This is a genomic window from Pseudomonas baltica (genome assembly GCF_031880315.1).
GTDB lineage: Bacteria > Pseudomonadota > Gammaproteobacteria > Pseudomonadales > Pseudomonadaceae > Aquipseudomonas.
Genome location: NZ_CP134771.1, coordinates 2,974,855 through 2,990,558, shown reverse-complemented (window position 1 = coordinate 2,990,558; position 15,704 = coordinate 2,974,855). Strand labels below are relative to the sequence as shown.

The window sequence follows — 15,704 nt, the reverse complement described above, 5'->3', positions numbered from 1 at the left end:
TGGATGCCTTGAAAGAACATCAACGACCCCCAATTTAGTCTTATCGATCCGGCCTGCGGGATTCTTTTCGCACAGGTGTATTCATTCACGCCCCCGCAGGGCCGATAAACTTCCATCGCGCTTCAGCGTCTCACACCGTGAACGCTGGCGCCGCGACCCCGGTAAACGAAGGTGGTTACCCTCCAATGGATTTCAAAGACTACTACAAGATCCTCGGCGTAGAGCCGACGGCGGATGAAAAAGAGATCAAGTCCGCCTACCGCAAGCTGGCGCGCAAGTATCACCCTGACGTCAGCAAGGAGGCGGGTGCTGAAGACAAGTTCAAGGAAGCTTCCGAGGCCTATGAGGCCCTGAGCAACCCGGAAAAACGCGCCGAGTACGACGAGCTGCGCAAATACGGCCAGCACGGGCGGCCGTTCCAGGGCCCGCCGGGCTGGCAGGGTCGCGGCGGTGGCGGTTTCGACGAAGGCGCCGATTTTTCCGACTTCTTCAGCTCCATTTTCGGCGGTTCCGGCGGCGGGCGGCCGGGCGGCAATCCGTTCGGCAGCGCTCAAGGGCGTAGCCGTGGCCGCGATGGCCAGGATGTGCAGATGGAGCTACCGGTGTCGCTGGAGGAAACTCTGGCGACCGAATCGAAGAAGATCAGCTTCAAGGTGCCGCAGCACAATGGGGCTGGGCAGCGCGTGGCGGATTCGCTGAAAACCCTCAACGTGAAGATCCCCGCCGGGGTCGCGGACGGCGAGCGCATTCGCCTCAAAGGCCAAGGCGCGCCGGGCATCGGCGGCGGTGCCACGGGTGACCTGTACCTGACTATCAACTTTGAAAAACATCCGTTTTTCGAGGTGGATGGCGACCATCTGATCCTCCAGGTGCCGTTGGCGCCCTGGGAAGTAGCACTGGGCACCAAGGTGGCAGTGCCGACCCTGACCGGGCGCATCAACCTGACCATCCGCCCGGACAGTCAGAACGGCCAGCGCCTGCGGGTCAAGGGTAACGGTCTGCTGAACAAGCAGGGTCAGCGCGGCGACCTGTTCGCGCAGATCAAAGTGGTGATGCCCACCCATAACGACGCCGAAGCGCAGGCGCTGTGGGAATCGTTGGCGAACAACGCCGAGTTCGATCCACGGGCCAACTGGAGCCGCTGATCGACAGCAGCGTCCGCCCATTCACTGCAAGTGAGGGCGGCCGCGGCCTTGGGTCAGACGCTGGCGCTCGACATCACCGAGCCCTCGGGCAAGGTCCCCATCTCGATCTGCAAATCGGTTCTGAGGTTACCTTGGGACCCTGCCAACCGCTGGCCAGGGTCTTCGCTGATAGTGAACGGCGTATTGCGTGATACATCCTTGACCCTCACCCCCACCGTGTCTGACAGGTCCGCCAAACCCGGTACGTCCTCGTAGGTGCTGACCTTGGTGTGGTCGACCAACGCAATCCAGCCGCTGGCCGGGCGCGCTGCCTGGTGGGCGCGTATACGCTGAATGGCGTAATAGTTGCGCATTTTCTGACCGATTCCCGCTTCAGTCTGGCTCAAACCATGCACCTGGTGGGCAGCGGCACAATCGAGTGCCTTGACTTTGATCCCTTGCAGGCGCGCCATCTTGATGAGCTCCAAGGGGGTGTACTTCGCCAGGATCGACTGCCGGGTCAGGCGGGTCAGGTAGTTGTACAGTCCGCTGGGCATAAGGCCGGTCTCCAGGTAATGGTCCAGCCAGCCTTGATGCAGTTCCTTGATCAGCAGGTCGGTGTACAAAGTCTGTACGCCCTGCGATTTCAGGTCGCCCATGTACTTGATCAACAGCTTCTTGCTGCCAATTGCATCCTTCGCTTCACCGATGACCAGGCCTTGGCTCTGATCGTAGACCGCTTCGAAAAGCGTATCGGGGGTTGTCAGTTCGTTGAATCGAGGTACCAGGACGCTGCGCGGCTCCTTGGGAAGGTTGAAGAAGAGCCGCGCGTGTGCGGCCAACTCGTTACGCGCGACCAGCAGTTCATTTCTTGCCATGGCGAACGTATCGTCCAGCGTTGAGCTCATCAGTCGCGCACTGTCTCGGCCGATCAGGGGTTCGATCAGCTCTACGTATTTCATCGAAACTTCGTAGGGTCGCAGCTGTATATCGAGTCGATGCGCTTCGACCATTTGCGGCGTGATTGCGCCAGAGGCTGACTCTTCGTCGGCGCCGACCGCAAGCGGGTCGATGACTTCTTCAACATAGGGTTCCCACACGCCGCGCCAGTTGGCCTCGACGGGCCAGGCGCCGGTCAGGTTGTCGGGCGTCAGCGGGTTGATCACGACCCAGCGGTCCAGGACCTCAATGAACTCCACCTCATAGACTTTTTGCGCGAGCTGGATATAGCGCTTGTCGCCGCTCACGTAGAACAGACCGCCGGCGCCATTGATTTCGGTGGGCAGGACGGAGAGGTCGATATCGACCGCGTAGGGCATGGGCGATTGGGTCTCGACGACGGCAGGTGCTTCTTCGGCCAGGTCGGCGAACTCGTTGAGGATATGCTTGCCGCTGCCCTTGAGCATGGGCAGGCTGAACAGCAATGACAGCGCGTCGAGTGCTGCGGCTACCGCGGCCTTGCTTCGCTGCTCGTGGGTTTTGCCGTGCAGGACGACGGCCAGGTGGGCTCCCAGGCTGATGGCCGAGGCGCCGACGACGGATGCCGCGACCAATGAATCACCCGGTGCGATTCCGGCGGTAACACGGACGAAGGCGCTGAGGTCGACCAGGAAGATGTCCTTGCGCAGCTGCCAGTTACTGGTGAGCATCGTCTGCGCTTCGGTTTCCAGGCGAGCGCGCAGGTTGTCAATCAGATAGCTGAACACGTCCTTGGTAATCGGCTGGCTGGCACCATTGAGCATGGTCTGCCCGGCGACCCAAGGCGTGCGCTGCATGGTGTCGAGCGTGGAGTTCAGGGTTTCGAGGGTCGAAGAATCGGTTTGATGGTGCGCCGTGAAATGCGAGAGCAGATGCTCACGCCGCGCCGGGTCGGCCGCCTGAACGCAGAACCATTCATAGACTTCGCGTTCGGAGTGGAAGGTGTGGAACCAGTCAGGGGGCAGGTAGAGGGTTTGATGCCCTTGAGCATTTTTCACCCGTATGATGCCCGTGGCAGCTATTCCGCCCAGGGTCAGATCGGAGACTTCGGCCAGCTCTCTGCTGGTGACGGCGCGTTTCAATTGTGCAATGGTCGGAGGGAGCTTCAACGGGCCCGCCACGCTGAAGATGAATTGTTTGAAGGCGCGGCGACTGAGCAATCGACGGCGCATTGCCTCGAAGGCATAGCTCACGCAAAGGGCTTTAGCCACCAATCGCCCGCTGTCGCCCTGAGCGGTCCAGAACGCTTCCAGTTGCGTCTGATAGGCCTGCGCAAAATTGCCCTCCCACAAGTCATTCATGATGGTCAGTGGCGACAAAGCCAGTTCGTTGCGCTGGTCGAAGTGACCAGCCGTGCTGTCTGCGGTGTAGAAACCGCTCATGCTGTCCAGATCGATGGCGTTGATTTGATCGTTGACGTCGAAGCGGCGCTGGGTCAATTCGGTCATGGTTCGGGATTGGTCGGGCACACCATAGTGCTCCCAGCCGGTGAAGGTCTGTGGGTTGCTGATGGCATTGGAAAACCGGTGCCAGTACACAGTATCCGGATCCAGATCACGGCCAGTATGGACCTTGAGGATTCGGGCTGCTTCCTGACGAGCGCACTGGTTGACATCCGGGAAGGCGGTATAGAAATCAGTGGCAGCCAGGGTCAGTGCGGCGAGGGTTTGCTCAGGTGTTTCAGGCGACAGAGCGATCGCGTTCTCGGTTGCTTGGGTGTCCGACATGGCTGTTTCCTTGGTTGTAATGTCAGGAGTCAGCGAGGTTAGGGGGCGATGTGGAGGCTGATGCGGTATATACCTGCAGGCGCCTGCAGGCGCGTTGCCTGCATAACGCCCGTGAGCGCGCTAAAACAAAAAGTACCGCTGTGCCAGCGGCAGTACATCCGCCGGTTCACACCACAGCAGCACGCCATCGGCCTTGACCTGATAGGTCTGCGGATCGACATCGATCTGCGGCAGGTAGCCGTTGTGGATCAGGTCGGTCTTCTGCACCGTGCGGCAACCCTTCACGACGGCGATCTGTTTCTTCAACCCCAGCTGTTCCGGCAAGCCGGCCTCCAGTGCTGCCTGGCTGATGAAGGTCAGGCTGGTGGCATGGCGCGAGCCGCCATAGCTGGCGAACATCGGCCGGTAGTGCACGGGTTGCGGGGTCGGGATCGAGGCGTTGGCATCACCCATCAGGCTGGCGGCGATCGCTCCACCCTTGAGGATAAGCGTAGGCTTGACGCCGAAGAACGCCGGGCGCCACAGCACCAGGTCGGCCCATTTGCCGATCTCGATCGAACCCACTTCGTGGCTGATGCCATGGGTGATGGCCGGGTTGATGGTGTACTTGGCGATGTAGCGCTTGATGCGGAAGTTGTCGTTGCCGGCCACGTCTTCGGCCAGCGGGCCGCGCTGTTTTTTCATCTTGTCGGCGGTTTGCCAGGTGCGCGTGATCACTTCGCCCACGCGGCCCATGGCCTGGCTGTCGGAGCTGATCATGGAGAACGCGCCGAGGTCGTGGAGGATGTCTTCGGCGGCGATGGTTTCGCGGCGGATGCGGCTTTCGGCAAAAGCGACGTCTTCGGCGATGCTGGGGTCGAGGTGATGGCAGACCATCAGCATGTCCAGGTGTTCGTCGATGGTGTTGCGGGTAAACGGCCGGGTCGGGTTGGTGGAGCTCGGCAGCACGTTGGGCAGGCCGCACGCCTTGATGATGTCCGGGGCATGGCCGCCGCCGGCGCCTTCGGTGTGATAGGTATGGATGGTACGGCCCTTGAAGGCGCCCAGAGTGGTTTCGACGAAGCCCGATTCGTTGAGGGTGTCGGTGTGAATGGCCACCTGCACGTCGTACTGGTCGGCCACCGTCAGGCAGTTGTCGATGGCGGCTGGAGTGGTGCCCCAGTCTTCGTGCAGCTTGAGGCCGATGGCACCGGCCTTGACCTGCTCGATCAGCGGTTCGGGCAAGCTGGCGTTGCCCTTGCCGGTCAGGCCGATGTTCATCGGGAAGGCGTCGGCGGCCTGCAGCATGCGCGCCAGGTGCCAAGGGCCCGAGGTACAGGTGGTGGCGTTGGTGCCGGTGGCCGGCCCGGTACCGCCGCCGATCATGGTGGTGACGCCGCTCATCAGCGCTTCTTCGATCTGCTGCGGGCAGATGAAGTGGATGTGGGTGTCGATACCGCCGGCGGTGAGGATCATGCCTTCACCGGCGATGACTTCGGTGCTGGCGCCGATGGCGATGGTGACATCCGGCTGAATGTCCGGGTTGCCGGCCTTGCCGATGGCGGCGATGCGCCCGTCCTTGAGGCCGACGTCAGCCTTGACCACGCCCCAATGGTCGATGATCAGGGCGTTGGTGATCAGCGTGTCGACCACTTCGGCGGCCAGCAGCTGGCCTTGGCCCATGCCGTCGCGGATCACCTTGCCGCCGCCGAATTTCACTTCTTCGCCGTAATGGGTAAAGTCCTTTTCGACCTCGATCCACAGGTCGGTGTCGGCCAGGCGCACCTTGTCGCCAACGGTGGGGCCGAACATGTCGGCGTAGGCTTGTCTGGAAATCTTCAAATCTTCGTTCCTCAGCTTTGAAGCAGCTGCAAGCTTTTAGCTGCAAGCTTCAAGTAAAAGCAAAATGTGTGAGCACCGCGCTGTTTCTTGCAGCTCGCAGCTGCTCCTAAAGGCTGCCCATGATCCGTCCGGCAAAGCCGTAGACCTTGCGCAGGCCGGCGAGATCGACCAGCTCCACTTCGCGGCTCTGGCCCGGCTCGAAGCGCACGGCGGTGCCGGCGGGGATGTTCAGGCGCATGCCCCGGGTCGCGGCGCGGTCGAATGTCAGCGCATCGTTGGTTTCGAAAAAATGATAGTGCGAGCCGACCTGGATCGGGCGGTCGCCGCTGTTGGCCACACTCAGGCTGAGGGTACGGCGGCCGACGTTGAGTTCGATGTCGCCGGGCTGGATCTGGTATTCGCCAGGAATCATGCGGGCAATCCTTGAAGAAGTTTGTAATAGAGGGCGGTATTGATCAGGGTGCCGTCCGGGCGCCCCGCATAGTCGGGGATTTCGCCGACGCGGGTGTATCCGGCTGCCTTGTAGAAGGCTTCTGCGGGGGAGCGGGCTTCGGTGTCGAGGAACAACAGGCTCAGGCCTTTCTGGCGGGCGACGAGCTCGGCGCCGTTCATCAACTGAGTCGCCAGGCCGTGACGCTGAAAGTCCATGTGCACCAGCAGTTTTTGCACCTCGGCGCGGTGGCGGCCGTTGGCTTTATTGCAGGGCGCCAGTTGTACGCTGGCCAGCACTCGTTCGTTGTGCACCACCACCCACAGCAGGCGCTCGGCGCTTTCGAGCTGGCCCTTGAGCTCGCTCAGGTAAGCGACCCCCTGGGCCCGGTCGAAATCCTTCAGAAAGCCTATCGACGCGCCCTGTCGCACCGCGTCTTCGAGCAATTCGTACAGGCCCTGCTGATAGTGAGCAAAGCCTTCAACGGTAACGCGACGCAACTGGGCAGCATTCATGGACTTACTCCGAGGGACTCGCAGAAGGTTGAGCACCGGGGTTGAGGATCAACTGCATGAAGGTCAGGTCGAGCCAGCGCCCGAACTTGGTGCCGACCTGGGGCATCTGCCCGTTGATCGTGAAACCCAGGCGTTGGTGCAAACGAACGGACGCCGCATTGCCGCTTTCGATGGCGGCGACCATCACGTGTTTGTCGCAGGCCCTGGCGCGCTCGATCAGCGTGTTCATCAACTGCGGGCCGATACCCTGGCCGCGCTGGTCGTCGCGGATATACACCGAGTGCTCGACGGTGTGGCGAAAACCCTCGAAAGGCCGCCAGTCACCGAATGAAGCGTAGCCGACCGGGCTGTTTTGGGCGTCGATCGCCACCAGGATCGGGTAGCCCTGGGCCTGGCGCGCGCTGAACCAGGCCTGGCGGTTGCCGAGGTCGACCGGTTGTTCGTTCCAGATCGCCGTGGTGTTGAGCACCGCGTCGTTGTAGATGTCGCGAATGGCCGGCAGGTCGGCGTGCACCGCGTCGCGTATGAGCAAGGACATGCGAGGGCCTCAGGCAATGGGTTGGTGCACGGTGACGAGCTTGGTGCCATCCGGGAAGGTGGCTTCGACCTGGATCTCGGGGATCATCTCCGGGATGCCTTCCATCACTTGTTCGCGGCTCAGCAGCGTGGTGCCGTAGTGCATGAGCTCGGCGACCGTCTGGCCATCGCGGGCACCTTCCAGCAGGGCTGCGGAGATGAACGCCATGGCCTCCGGATAGTTGAGCTTGAGGCCGCGCGCCAGCCGCCGCTCGGCGACGAGGCCGGCGGTGAAGATGAGCATCTTGTCTTTTTCGCGGGGGGTCAGGTCCATGGGGTATCCGTTGTTGAAAGTGTTGGAATGTGGGGTGTTGCCGATGGCCCCTTGGCGGGCAAGCCGTGCTCCCACAGATGGTGCAATCCTGTGGGAGCAAGGCTTGCCTGCGAAGGCGTCATACCGCGATAAGTCGCCATCAGGTGCTCCATATTCGGGGGGCCAGCGCTTCGCGGCCGAGCAGGGCGGGACGCAGCAGGGTCCATAGCGCGATCAACCAGTCGCGGGCATGCAGGGCCTCGCTGGCCAGGCAGCGCGCCACCAGCAGGTCCGGCAGCTGGGTCAGGTCGCCGCGCACCTTGCTGGGCAGCTCGCGGCAACGTTGCAACAGTTCGGGGTCGAGCGTGCCGGTGATCAACAGTGTGGCAAACACCGGCTGACCGTCCAGGCCGATGGGCGAATCGAGCAAGCCGTCATCGCCGCTGACGCGTTGGCGTTCGTGCCACAGGGCGCGGCCGTCGCGACGAATGTCCAGGCGCGATTGAAAGTGGCCACGATCGAAACGCTCGCCGGCTGCCGGTCGACCCAGCGCGACCACGTCCCAGTACAGCAGGCGGGCATCGCCTTCGAGCTCGATCACGGTCTGCAACTCGGCCTGGGCGGCGCTGTAGACGATCGTCTCCTGAGGCATCCATTCCAGGGTCGCGCCGGCGGCGACGTGCAATTTCAGCTGTTGATAGGCCGGCCCGGCGGCGCGATACCATTTGGCCGCGCCGGGGCTGGTCAACTGCGCCCAGGCGTTGGTGCCGACGCTGGCGGTGATGTCGAGGCGATCGCCACCGGCAATGCCCCCCGGCGGGTGCACGATGATGTGCTGGCACACCTCGGGGCCTTCTGCGTACAGGTGCTTCTGCACCCGCAGCGGGCCCTTGTGGCGGCGCAATACCGGCCGGGTGCTGGCGTCGAAACGGGCATAGCCCAGCTCGAGTTCAGCGTGCCAGCTGGGGGTATAGAGGACAGAGGAAACGGGTAAATTCATGGGCTTTCGTACAGGGCTCTGGTCAAGGGACGCTCGTCAGGCAGATTAGATGGTTACCAGGCCGCGTACACCCTCGGCCTCCATGTTTTCGCCGCGGCCCTGCTGGACGATTTCGCCACGGGACATCACCAGGTACTGGTCGGCCAGTTCGGCGGCGAAGTCATAGAACTGCTCGACCAGCAGAATAGCCATGTCACCCTTGGCCGCAAGCTTCTTGATCACCGCGCCGATCTCTTTGATCACCGACGGTTGGATACCTTCGGTGGGTTCGTCCAGGATCAGCAAGCGCGGGCGGCTGGCCAGGGCCCTGCCGATAGCCAGCTGTTGCTGCTGGCCACCGGACAGATCGCCACCGCGGCGGTGCTTCATCTGCAGCAGTACGGGGAAGAGCTCGTAGATAAAGGCCGGGACTTCCTTGGCTTCGCTGCCGGGGAAGCGCGACAGACCCATCAGCAGGTTTTCCTCGACGGTCAAACGGCCGAAAATCTCCCGGCCCTGAGGCACATAGGCGATGCCGGCGTGCACACGCTGGTGCGGTTTGAAACCGGTGATGGCCTTGCCTTCCCAGTTGACGCTGCCGTCCTTGGCCGGGATCAGCCCCATCAGGCATTTGAGCAGGGTGGTCTTGCCCACGCCGTTACGGCCCAGCAGGCAGGTGACTTCGCCGACTTTCACCTCGAAGCTCAGGCCGCGCAGGATGTGGCTACCGCCGTAGTATTGGTGCAGGGTGTCGACTTGCAGCATGGTGGTGACTCTCCTGAATTTTTGTCCGGCTGGTCCGGCCTCTTCGCGAGCAAGCTTCGCTCCCACAGAGTCCGCCGCACCTGAGGCGTACACCTGTGGGAGCATGGTGGTGACTCTCCTGAATTTTTGTCCGGCTGGTCCGGCCTCTTCGCGAGCAAGCTTCGCTCCCACAGAGTCCGCGGCATCTGAGACGTACACCTGTGGGAGCATGGTGGTGACTCTCCTGAATTTTTGTCTGGCTGGTCCGGCCTCTTCGCGAGCAAGCTTCGCTCCCACAGAGTCCGCCGCACCTGAGATGTACACCTGTGGGAGCATGGTGGTGACTCTCCTGAGTTTTTGTCCGGCTGGTCCGGCCTCTTCGCGAGCAAGCTTCGCTCCCACAGGGTCCGCCGCACCTGAGACGTACACCTGTGGGAGCATGGTGGTGACTCTCCTGAATTTATCCGGCTGGTCCGGCCTCTTCGCGAGCAAGCTTCGCTCCCACAGGGTCCGCCGCACCTGAGATGTACACCTGTGGGAGCGAGGCTTGCCCGCGAAGGGGCCATTTGCCATGCCCCATAGCATGGGGATCACCGCCCCAGATAAACCTCGATGACCCGCTCGTCCGCCTGCACGTCTTCCAGCGAACCCTCGGCCAGCACGCTGCCTTGGTGCAGCACGGTGACGTGGTCGGCGATCGAGCCGACGAAGCCCATGTCGTGCTCCACCACCATCAGCGAATGCTGCCCGGCGAGGGTCTTGAACAGTTCGGCGGTGAATTCGGTTTCCGCATCGGTCATGCCCGCCACCGGCTCGTCGAGCAGCAGCAGTTGCGGGTCCTGGACCAGCAGCATGCCGATCTCCAGAAACTGCTTCTGGCCGTGGGACAGCAACCCCGCCGGGCGCTCCACCGAGGCGCTCAGGCGGATGGTCTCCAGTACCTGATCGATGCGGTCGCGTTGCTCGCCAGTCAGGCGCGCCCGCAGGCTGGCCCACACCGACTTGTTGGTCTTCTGCGCCAGTTCGAGGTTCTCGAACACGGTGAGCGCCTCGAATACGGTCGGTTTCTGGAACTTGCGGCCGATACCGGCCTGGGCGATCTGCACTTCGCTCATGGTGGTCAGGTCCATGGTTTCACCGAACCAGGCCTTGCCATGGGAGGGGCGAGTCTTGCCGGTGATCACATCCATCAGCGTGGTCTTGCCGGCGCCGTTGGGGCCGATGATGCAGCGCAGTTCGCCGACGCCTATATACAGGTTGAGGTTGTTCAGCGCCTTGAAGCCATCGAAGCTGACGCTGATGTCTTCCAGGGTAAGGATGGTCCCGTGGCGGGTATCCAGGCCCTTGCCGGCGCTGGACCCCAGGCCGATGGCATCACGGCTGGTGCCTTCATCGGAGTTCGGATCAATGGCCGGTTCGAGCATGAACTGCGTGGTAGGTGGCGTTCTCATTGTTCGCTCCTTTTCTTCAGCAGGCCGATCACGCCTTTAGGCAGATACAGGGTGACGATGATGAACAGCGCGCCCAGAAAGAACAGCCAGTACTCGGGAAAGGCCACGGTGAACCAGCTCTTCATGCCGTTGACCACGCCAGCGCCCAGCAGCGGCCCGATCAGCGTGCCGCGGCCTCCCAGCGCCACCCATACGGCGGCCTCGATGGAGTTGGTCGGCGACATTTCGCTGGGGTTGATGATGCCCACCTGTGGCACATACAGCGCCCCGGCCAGGCCGCACAGCACGGCGCTCAACACCCACACGAACAGCTTGAAGCCGCGCGGATCGTAACCGCAGAACATCAGGCGGTTCTCGGCGTCACGCAAGGCGGTCAGCACGCGGCCGAACTTGCTCCGTGCCAAGCGAAAACCCAGCCACAGGCTCACCACCAACAGCGCCACGGTGAGCAGGAACAACACCGCGCGAGTGCCCTGGGAGGTGATCTCGAAACCGAGGATGGTGCGAAAGTTGGTAAAACCGTTGTTACCACCAAAACCCGTCTCGTTGCGGAAGAACAGCAGCATGCCGGCAAAGGTCAACGCCTGGGTCATGATCGAGAAATACACGCCCTTGATCCGCGAGCGGAAGGCGAAGAAACCAAACACCAGGGCCAGCAAACCCGGCGCCAGCACCACTAGGCACAGGGCCCAGAGGAAGTGCTCGGTACCGACCCAGTACCAAGGCAGTTCGCTCCACGACAAAAACGTCATGAACGCCGGCAGGCCATCGCCGGCCGCCTGGCGCATCAGGTACATGCCCATGGCGTAGCCGCCGAGGGCGAAGAATAGCCCGTGGCCCAAGGACAACAGCCCCGCGTAACCCCAGACCAGATCCAGTGCCAGGGCGACGATGGCGTAGCACAGGATTTTGCCGACCAGCGTGAGGGTATAGGCCGACACCTGCAGGCCGTTGCTGGCCGGCAGCAGCGACAACAGCGGCAACGCCAGCAGCACCAGCAGGATCACCGCACCAATGACGAGGGTGACCTTGGGGCCGGCTTTTTGCGCGGCGGTGAGCATCAGTGGCTGGTTCATCAGTCGATCACCCGTCCTTTGAGCGCGAAGAGGCCTTGCGGACGCTTCTGGATAAACAGAATGATCAGCGCCAGGATGAGAATCTTGCCCAGCACGGCGCCGATCTGCGGTTCGAGGATCTTATTGGCGATGCCCAGGCCGAAGGCCGCCGAGACGCTACCGGCCAGTTGCCCGACTCCGCCGAGGACCACCACCAGGAAGGAGTCGATGATGTAGCTCTGACCGAGGTCCGGGCCGACGTTGCCGATCTGGCTCAGGGCCACGCCGCCCAGCCCGGCGATGCCCGAGCCGAGGCCGAAGGCGAGCATGTCGACGCGCCCGGTGGGCACGCCGCAGCAGGCGGCCATGTTGCGGTTCTGGGTGACGGCGCGCACGTTGAGGCCCAGGCGGGTCTTGTTCAGCAGCAGCCAGGTCAGCACCACCACCGCCAGGGCGAAGGCGATGATGACGATGCGGTTGTACGGCAGCACCAGGTTGGGCAGCACCTTGATGCCGCCGGACAGCCATTCGGGGTTGGCGACTTCGACGTTTTGCGCGCCGAAGGCCAGGCGCACGGCCTGGATCAGCATCAGGCTGATGCCCCAGGTGGCCAACAGGGTTTCCAGCGGCCGCCCGTAGAGGTGGCGGATGACCGTGCGCTCCAGGGCCATGCCGATGGCTGCGGTGACGAAGAACGCCACCGGCAGGGCGATCAGCGGGTAGAACTCGATGGCGCCCGGAGCGAAGCGCTGGAACAGGATCTGCACCACATAGGTGGAGTAGGCGCCGAGCATGAGCATTTCGCCGTGGGCCATGTTGATGACGCCCAGCAGGCCGAAGGTGATCGCCAGGCCGAGGGCGGCCAGCAGCAGGATCGAGCCCAGGGAGATACCACTGAACGCCTGGCCGAGTAGGTCGCCGATCATCAATTGACGTTTGACCTGGGTCAGGCTGGTTTCGGCGGCGGTGCGCACGCCCGCATCGGCTTCGACGCCGGGGGCGAGGATGTCTTCGAGGCGAGTCTTGGCCAGGGGATCACCGGTGTCGCCCAGCAGGCGCACGGCGGCCAGACGCACGGCGGGATTGGGGTCGACCAGTTGCAGGTTGGCGAGGGCCAGGCCCAGGGCGGTTTTGACCTTGTTGTCTTTTTCGCCGGCGAACTGGTGGTCGAGGATGGTCAACTGCGCCGGTTGCGCACTCTTCTGCAACTGTTGGGCAGCGGCCAGGCGCAGGGTGGCGTCGGTGGCGAACAGTTGGTGGGCGGCCACGGCGTTTTCTACCAGGCCGCGCAGGCGATTGTTCAGGCGCAGTTTGCGCACGGGCTCGACGGCGGCGGCGCTGCCATCGAGGGGGGAATAGGTGTCGTTGCTGTCAACGAAGGGGTGTTTGTCGGCATCGGCTGCCACGCTCCCTGCCTGCAAGGCCAGGAGCAACTCGGTGCGCTCGGGTACCGGCTGGGCGGCCCAGGTTTCCAGCAGCCTGGCCTGGCCGGAAGAGTCGGCAGCGACGAAGTCACTGGCGTCGTTGGCCTGTGCGGTGAGGGGCAGCAGCAAAGCCAGTGCGACGATGAGGCGACGGAGGGTGGTGGGCATATCGGTGTCCTGTGCAGCGATGCGGTCCAACGATCCTGAAGCACTGCGCACGGCCCTCTTGGGAGCGGGCGTTGCCCGCGAAGGCGCCAGTGGCAGCGCCTTGAATCAGCAAGTCTTGCGGTGATCTTGCTGACGTCTTTGCGGGCAGAGCCCGCTCCCACAGGGTTGGCAGTGTTTGTGGAGAGCGGTCGTGCTTAGTTGCTCTTCACTGGATGATCCGGCTTCTTGTCGTTGCCAGGGATGTACGGGCTCCACGGCTGGGCGCGGATCGGCTCCTTGGTCTGCCACACCACGTTGAACTGACCGTCATCCTGGATCTCGCCGATCATCACCGGCTTGTGCAGGTGGTGGTTGGTCTTGTCCATGGTCAAGGTGTAGCCCGATGGCGCGGCGAAAGTCTGCCCGGCCATGGCGTCACGGACCTTGTCGACCTCGAACGATTTGGCTTTCTCGGCGGCCTGGGCCCACATATGGATACCCACGTAGGTGGCTTCCATCGGGTCATTGGTCACGGCCTTGTCGGCGCCCGGCAGGTTGTGCGCCTTGGCGTAGGCTTTCCAGTCGGCGACGAATTTCTTGTTGACCGGGTTCTCGACCGACTGGAAGTAGTTCCAGGCCGCCAGGTTGCCGACCAGTGGCTTGGTGTCGATGCCGCGCAGTTCTTCTTCGCCCACCGAGAAGGCCACGACCGGTACGTCGGTGGCTTTCAGGCCCTGGTTGGCCAGTTCCTTGTAGAACGGCACGTTGGAGTCACCGTTGACCGTGGAGATCACAGCGGTCTTGCCGCCGGCGGAGAATTTCTTGATGTTCGAAACGATGGTCTGGTAGTCGGCGTGGCCGAACGGGGTGTAGACCTCTTCGATGTCGCTGTCCTTCACGCCTTTGGAGTGCAGGAACGAGCGCAGAATCTTGTTGGTGGTGCGCGGGTAGACGTAGTCGGTGCCCAGCAGGAAGAAGCGCTTGGCCGCGCCGCCGTCTTCGCTCATCAGGTATTCCACCGCAGGAATCGCCTGCTGGTTGGGCGCAGCGCCGGTGTAGAACACGTTTGGCGACATCTCTTCGCCTTCGTATTGCACGGGGTAGAACAGCAGGCCGTTGAGTTCTTCGAAAACGGGCAGTACCGATTTGCGCGATACCGATGTCCAGCAGCCGAACACCACCGCGACCTTGTCCTGGGTCAGCAACTGGCGGGCTTTCTCAGCGAACAGCGGCCAGTTGGAGGCCGGGTCGACGATCACCGGTTCGAGCATCTTGCCGTTCACGCCGCCTTTGGCGTTGATCTCGGCGATGGTCATCAGCGCCATGTCCTTGAGGGATGTCTCGGAAATGGCCATGGTGCCCGACAGCGAGTGCAGGATGCCGACCTTGATGGTCTCGGCGGCCTGGGCTGTCCAGGTCAACCCCATGGCGGCGATGGATGCCGTCAACGTAAAAGCCTTGATCAAGCTGCGACGCTTCATTGTGCAATCTCCATGTACGTGCGTTTTTTTAGTGGGGCAGATGGCGATTCGGTGAAAGCTGCACAGAGTGCTAGCAAAGGCTGTGCCTAACCGGTTGCGGCGCGCTGGTATAAGGCTGGCAGGGCAGAGGATGATGGGCGTCTTGCGCTGTATTGGTGCGTGTTTTAGCGAGGGGTGCGTGGGGCGGGGCTAATCTGGTGCGCAGTCGTTGACCGATCGGTCAGGTCTTGAGCGTTTCTTCCTTTGGCCTGTTTGCTGGATTTGAAAGCCTCGTCGCGAGCACAGGTGTGCACCTGTGGGAGCGAGGGTGCGCGTTCGACGGCGAAGAGGCCTGTACGGACGAGTGGATGGCTAAGGCGCAGCCCGGCTGATCGGTACGTCGACCGTCACATCGCCGGCTTTTTCGAAGTGCAGGGTCAGCGGAAAATGCTCACCTTCAGCGCGAGGCGCATCATCGCGCAGATCCAGCAGCATGACGTGATAACTCATGGGGGCGAACACTGCGTCCTCTTCAGGGTTGATCTGCAGCGAATCGAGTTGCTGCATCTTCATCATCCCGTCCTGGTGCAGGTGCTGATGCAACTGGGCCGATCCGGCAATTGGCGTGTCGACACTGACCAACCGATCGGGGAATGTGCCGTGGTTGCTGATCACGAAATACGCTGCCACGGTGGGGGCGCTGGGCGGCAGCGCCTGGGACCAGGGGGACTGCACGGTGATGTCGCCGACCGGGTAATCCTTGGCGCTGGCCAGTGCGCAGGTGAACAACAGGGCAAGGCAGGTGAGCCGGGTCATCAGGCGCCAAGTGAGGTGCATTGTGAGCGTCCTTGATCAGGGAATGGGCGCCATATTAGCCAGATGGCGGGGTGGAAGTAAAAAGGCTGATGGGGCGAGCTTGCAGGTGGGGGGTTGCTGCTTCAGGTATGCAAGACTTGAGGGCCTCTTCGCCGCCGAACGCGCACCCTGGCTCCCACAAAAGCACGGCACCGGTAGGAGCAA

The 15,704-nt window shown here is 62.6% G+C and carries 14 protein-coding genes; 1 reads left to right on the top strand and 13 read right to left on the bottom strand.

All coding sequences use genetic code 11. From position 1 onward, the window contains the following. Nucleotides 1–185: 185 nt before the first annotated feature. On the top strand, nt 186–1,145 hold the full coding sequence (locus REH34_RS13365; protein ID WP_311971879.1) for a DnaJ C-terminal domain-containing protein: 960 nt from the start codon (nt 186–188) through the stop codon (nt 1,143–1,145). 53 nt (nt 1,146–1,198) lie between these two features. Here the strand turns inward: REH34_RS13365 and REH34_RS13360 are convergent, their stop codons facing one another. The 13 genes from REH34_RS13360 to REH34_RS13300 form a co-directional block, all read right to left on the bottom strand. After that, on the bottom strand, nt 1,199–3,829 hold the full coding sequence (locus REH34_RS13360; RefSeq protein WP_311971878.1) for a membrane-targeted effector domain-containing toxin: 2,631 nt from the start codon (nt 3,827–3,829) through the stop codon (nt 1,199–1,201). Between the two features lie 120 nt (nt 3,830–3,949). Beyond that, a complete protein-coding gene (gene ureC / locus REH34_RS13355) occupies nt 3,950–5,650 on the bottom strand; it encodes an urease subunit alpha (RefSeq protein WP_311971877.1) in 1,701 nt (566 codons plus the stop codon). A gap of 106 nt (nt 5,651–5,756) precedes the next feature. Next, entirely contained in the window at nt 5,757–6,062 is a 306-nt protein-coding gene (locus REH34_RS13350) for an urease subunit beta (protein ID WP_226505586.1), read from the bottom strand. Further along, a complete protein-coding gene (locus REH34_RS13345; protein WP_226505587.1) occupies nt 6,059–6,595 on the bottom strand; it encodes a GNAT family N-acetyltransferase in 537 nt (178 codons plus the stop codon). Before REH34_RS13345 ends, REH34_RS13350 begins: the two co-directional genes overlap by 4 nt. 4 nt (nt 6,596–6,599) lie before the next feature. After that, nucleotides 6,600–7,133 carry an N-acetyltransferase family protein gene (locus REH34_RS13340; protein ID WP_311971876.1) on the bottom strand — a complete coding sequence of 178 codons (534 nt, stop codon included), beginning with the start codon at nt 7,131–7,133 and terminating at the stop codon, nt 6,600–6,602. A gap of 9 nt (nt 7,134–7,142) precedes the next feature. Beyond that, nucleotides 7,143–7,445, bottom strand: coding sequence for an urease subunit gamma (locus REH34_RS13335; protein WP_226505589.1), 303 nt, complete (start codon nt 7,443–7,445; stop codon nt 7,143–7,145). A gap of 139 nt (nt 7,446–7,584) precedes the next feature. Beyond that, complete coding sequence (locus tag REH34_RS13330) at nt 7,585–8,424, bottom strand: urease accessory protein UreD (RefSeq protein WP_311971875.1); 840 nt, start codon at nt 8,422–8,424, stop codon at nt 7,585–7,587. A 45-nt stretch (nt 8,425–8,469) separates the two neighbouring features. Next, on the bottom strand, nt 8,470–9,168 hold the full coding sequence (gene urtE / locus REH34_RS13325) for an urea ABC transporter ATP-binding subunit UrtE (RefSeq protein ID WP_226505591.1): 699 nt from the start codon (nt 9,166–9,168) through the stop codon (nt 8,470–8,472). Nucleotides 9,169–9,737: 569 nt separating this feature from the next. After that, nucleotides 9,738–10,598 carry an urea ABC transporter ATP-binding protein UrtD gene (urtD, locus tag REH34_RS13320; protein ID WP_226505592.1) on the bottom strand — a complete coding sequence of 287 codons (861 nt, stop codon included), beginning with the start codon at nt 10,596–10,598 and terminating at the stop codon, nt 9,738–9,740. Beyond that, nucleotides 10,595–11,674, bottom strand: coding sequence for an urea ABC transporter permease subunit UrtC (gene urtC, locus REH34_RS13315; RefSeq protein ID WP_311971874.1), 1,080 nt, complete (start codon nt 11,672–11,674; stop codon nt 10,595–10,597). The genes urtD and urtC overlap by 4 nt, the downstream gene beginning before the upstream one ends. Continuing rightward, a complete protein-coding gene (urtB, locus tag REH34_RS13310; protein ID WP_311971873.1) occupies nt 11,674–13,245 on the bottom strand; it encodes an urea ABC transporter permease subunit UrtB in 1,572 nt (523 codons plus the stop codon). Before urtB ends, urtC begins: the two co-directional genes overlap by 1 nt. 194 nt (nt 13,246–13,439) lie before the next feature. Then, nucleotides 13,440–14,705, bottom strand: coding sequence for an urea ABC transporter substrate-binding protein (gene urtA / locus REH34_RS13305; protein WP_226505595.1), 1,266 nt, complete (start codon nt 14,703–14,705; stop codon nt 13,440–13,442). 351 nt (nt 14,706–15,056) lie between these two features. Then, nucleotides 15,057–15,521, bottom strand: a complete 465-nt coding sequence (locus REH34_RS13300; protein ID WP_409373295.1) for a copper chaperone PCu(A)C — start codon at nt 15,519–15,521, stop codon at nt 15,057–15,059. Nucleotides 15,522–15,704 lie beyond the last annotated feature (183 nt).

Excerpts from the sequence above, each read along its gene's own strand:
- REH34_RS13365 (WP_311971879.1), top strand. The coding sequence starts at position 186 with ATGGATTTCAAAGACTACTACAAGATCCTCGGCGTAGAGCCGACGGCG.
- REH34_RS13360 (WP_311971878.1), bottom strand. The coding sequence starts at position 3,829 with ATGTCGGACACCCAAGCAACCGAGAACGCGATCGCTCTGTCGCCTGAA.
- REH34_RS13350 (WP_226505586.1), bottom strand. The coding sequence starts at position 6,062 with ATGATTCCTGGCGAATACCAGATCCAGCCCGGCGACATCGAACTCAAC.
- REH34_RS13345 (WP_226505587.1), bottom strand. The coding sequence starts at position 6,595 with ATGAATGCTGCCCAGTTGCGTCGCGTTACCGTTGAAGGCTTTGCTCAC.
- REH34_RS13340 (WP_311971876.1), bottom strand. The coding sequence starts at position 7,133 with ATGTCCTTGCTCATACGCGACGCGGTGCACGCCGACCTGCCGGCCATT.
- REH34_RS13335 (WP_226505589.1), bottom strand. The coding sequence starts at position 7,445 with ATGGACCTGACCCCCCGCGAAAAAGACAAGATGCTCATCTTCACCGCC.
- REH34_RS13330 (WP_311971875.1), bottom strand. The coding sequence starts at position 8,424 with ATGAATTTACCCGTTTCCTCTGTCCTCTATACCCCCAGCTGGCACGCT.
- urtE (WP_226505591.1), bottom strand. The coding sequence starts at position 9,168 with ATGCTGCAAGTCGACACCCTGCACCAATACTACGGCGGTAGCCACATC.
- urtD (WP_226505592.1), bottom strand. The coding sequence starts at position 10,598 with ATGAGAACGCCACCTACCACGCAGTTCATGCTCGAACCGGCCATTGAT.
- urtC (WP_311971874.1), bottom strand. The coding sequence starts at position 11,674 with ATGAACCAGCCACTGATGCTCACCGCCGCGCAAAAAGCCGGCCCCAAG.
- urtB (WP_311971873.1), bottom strand. The coding sequence starts at position 13,245 with ATGCCCACCACCCTCCGTCGCCTCATCGTCGCACTGGCTTTGCTGCTG.
- urtA (WP_226505595.1), bottom strand. The coding sequence starts at position 14,705 with ATGAAGCGTCGCAGCTTGATCAAGGCTTTTACGTTGACGGCATCCATC.
- REH34_RS13300 (WP_409373295.1), bottom strand. The coding sequence starts at position 15,521 with ATGCACCTCACTTGGCGCCTGATGACCCGGCTCACCTGCCTTGCCCTG.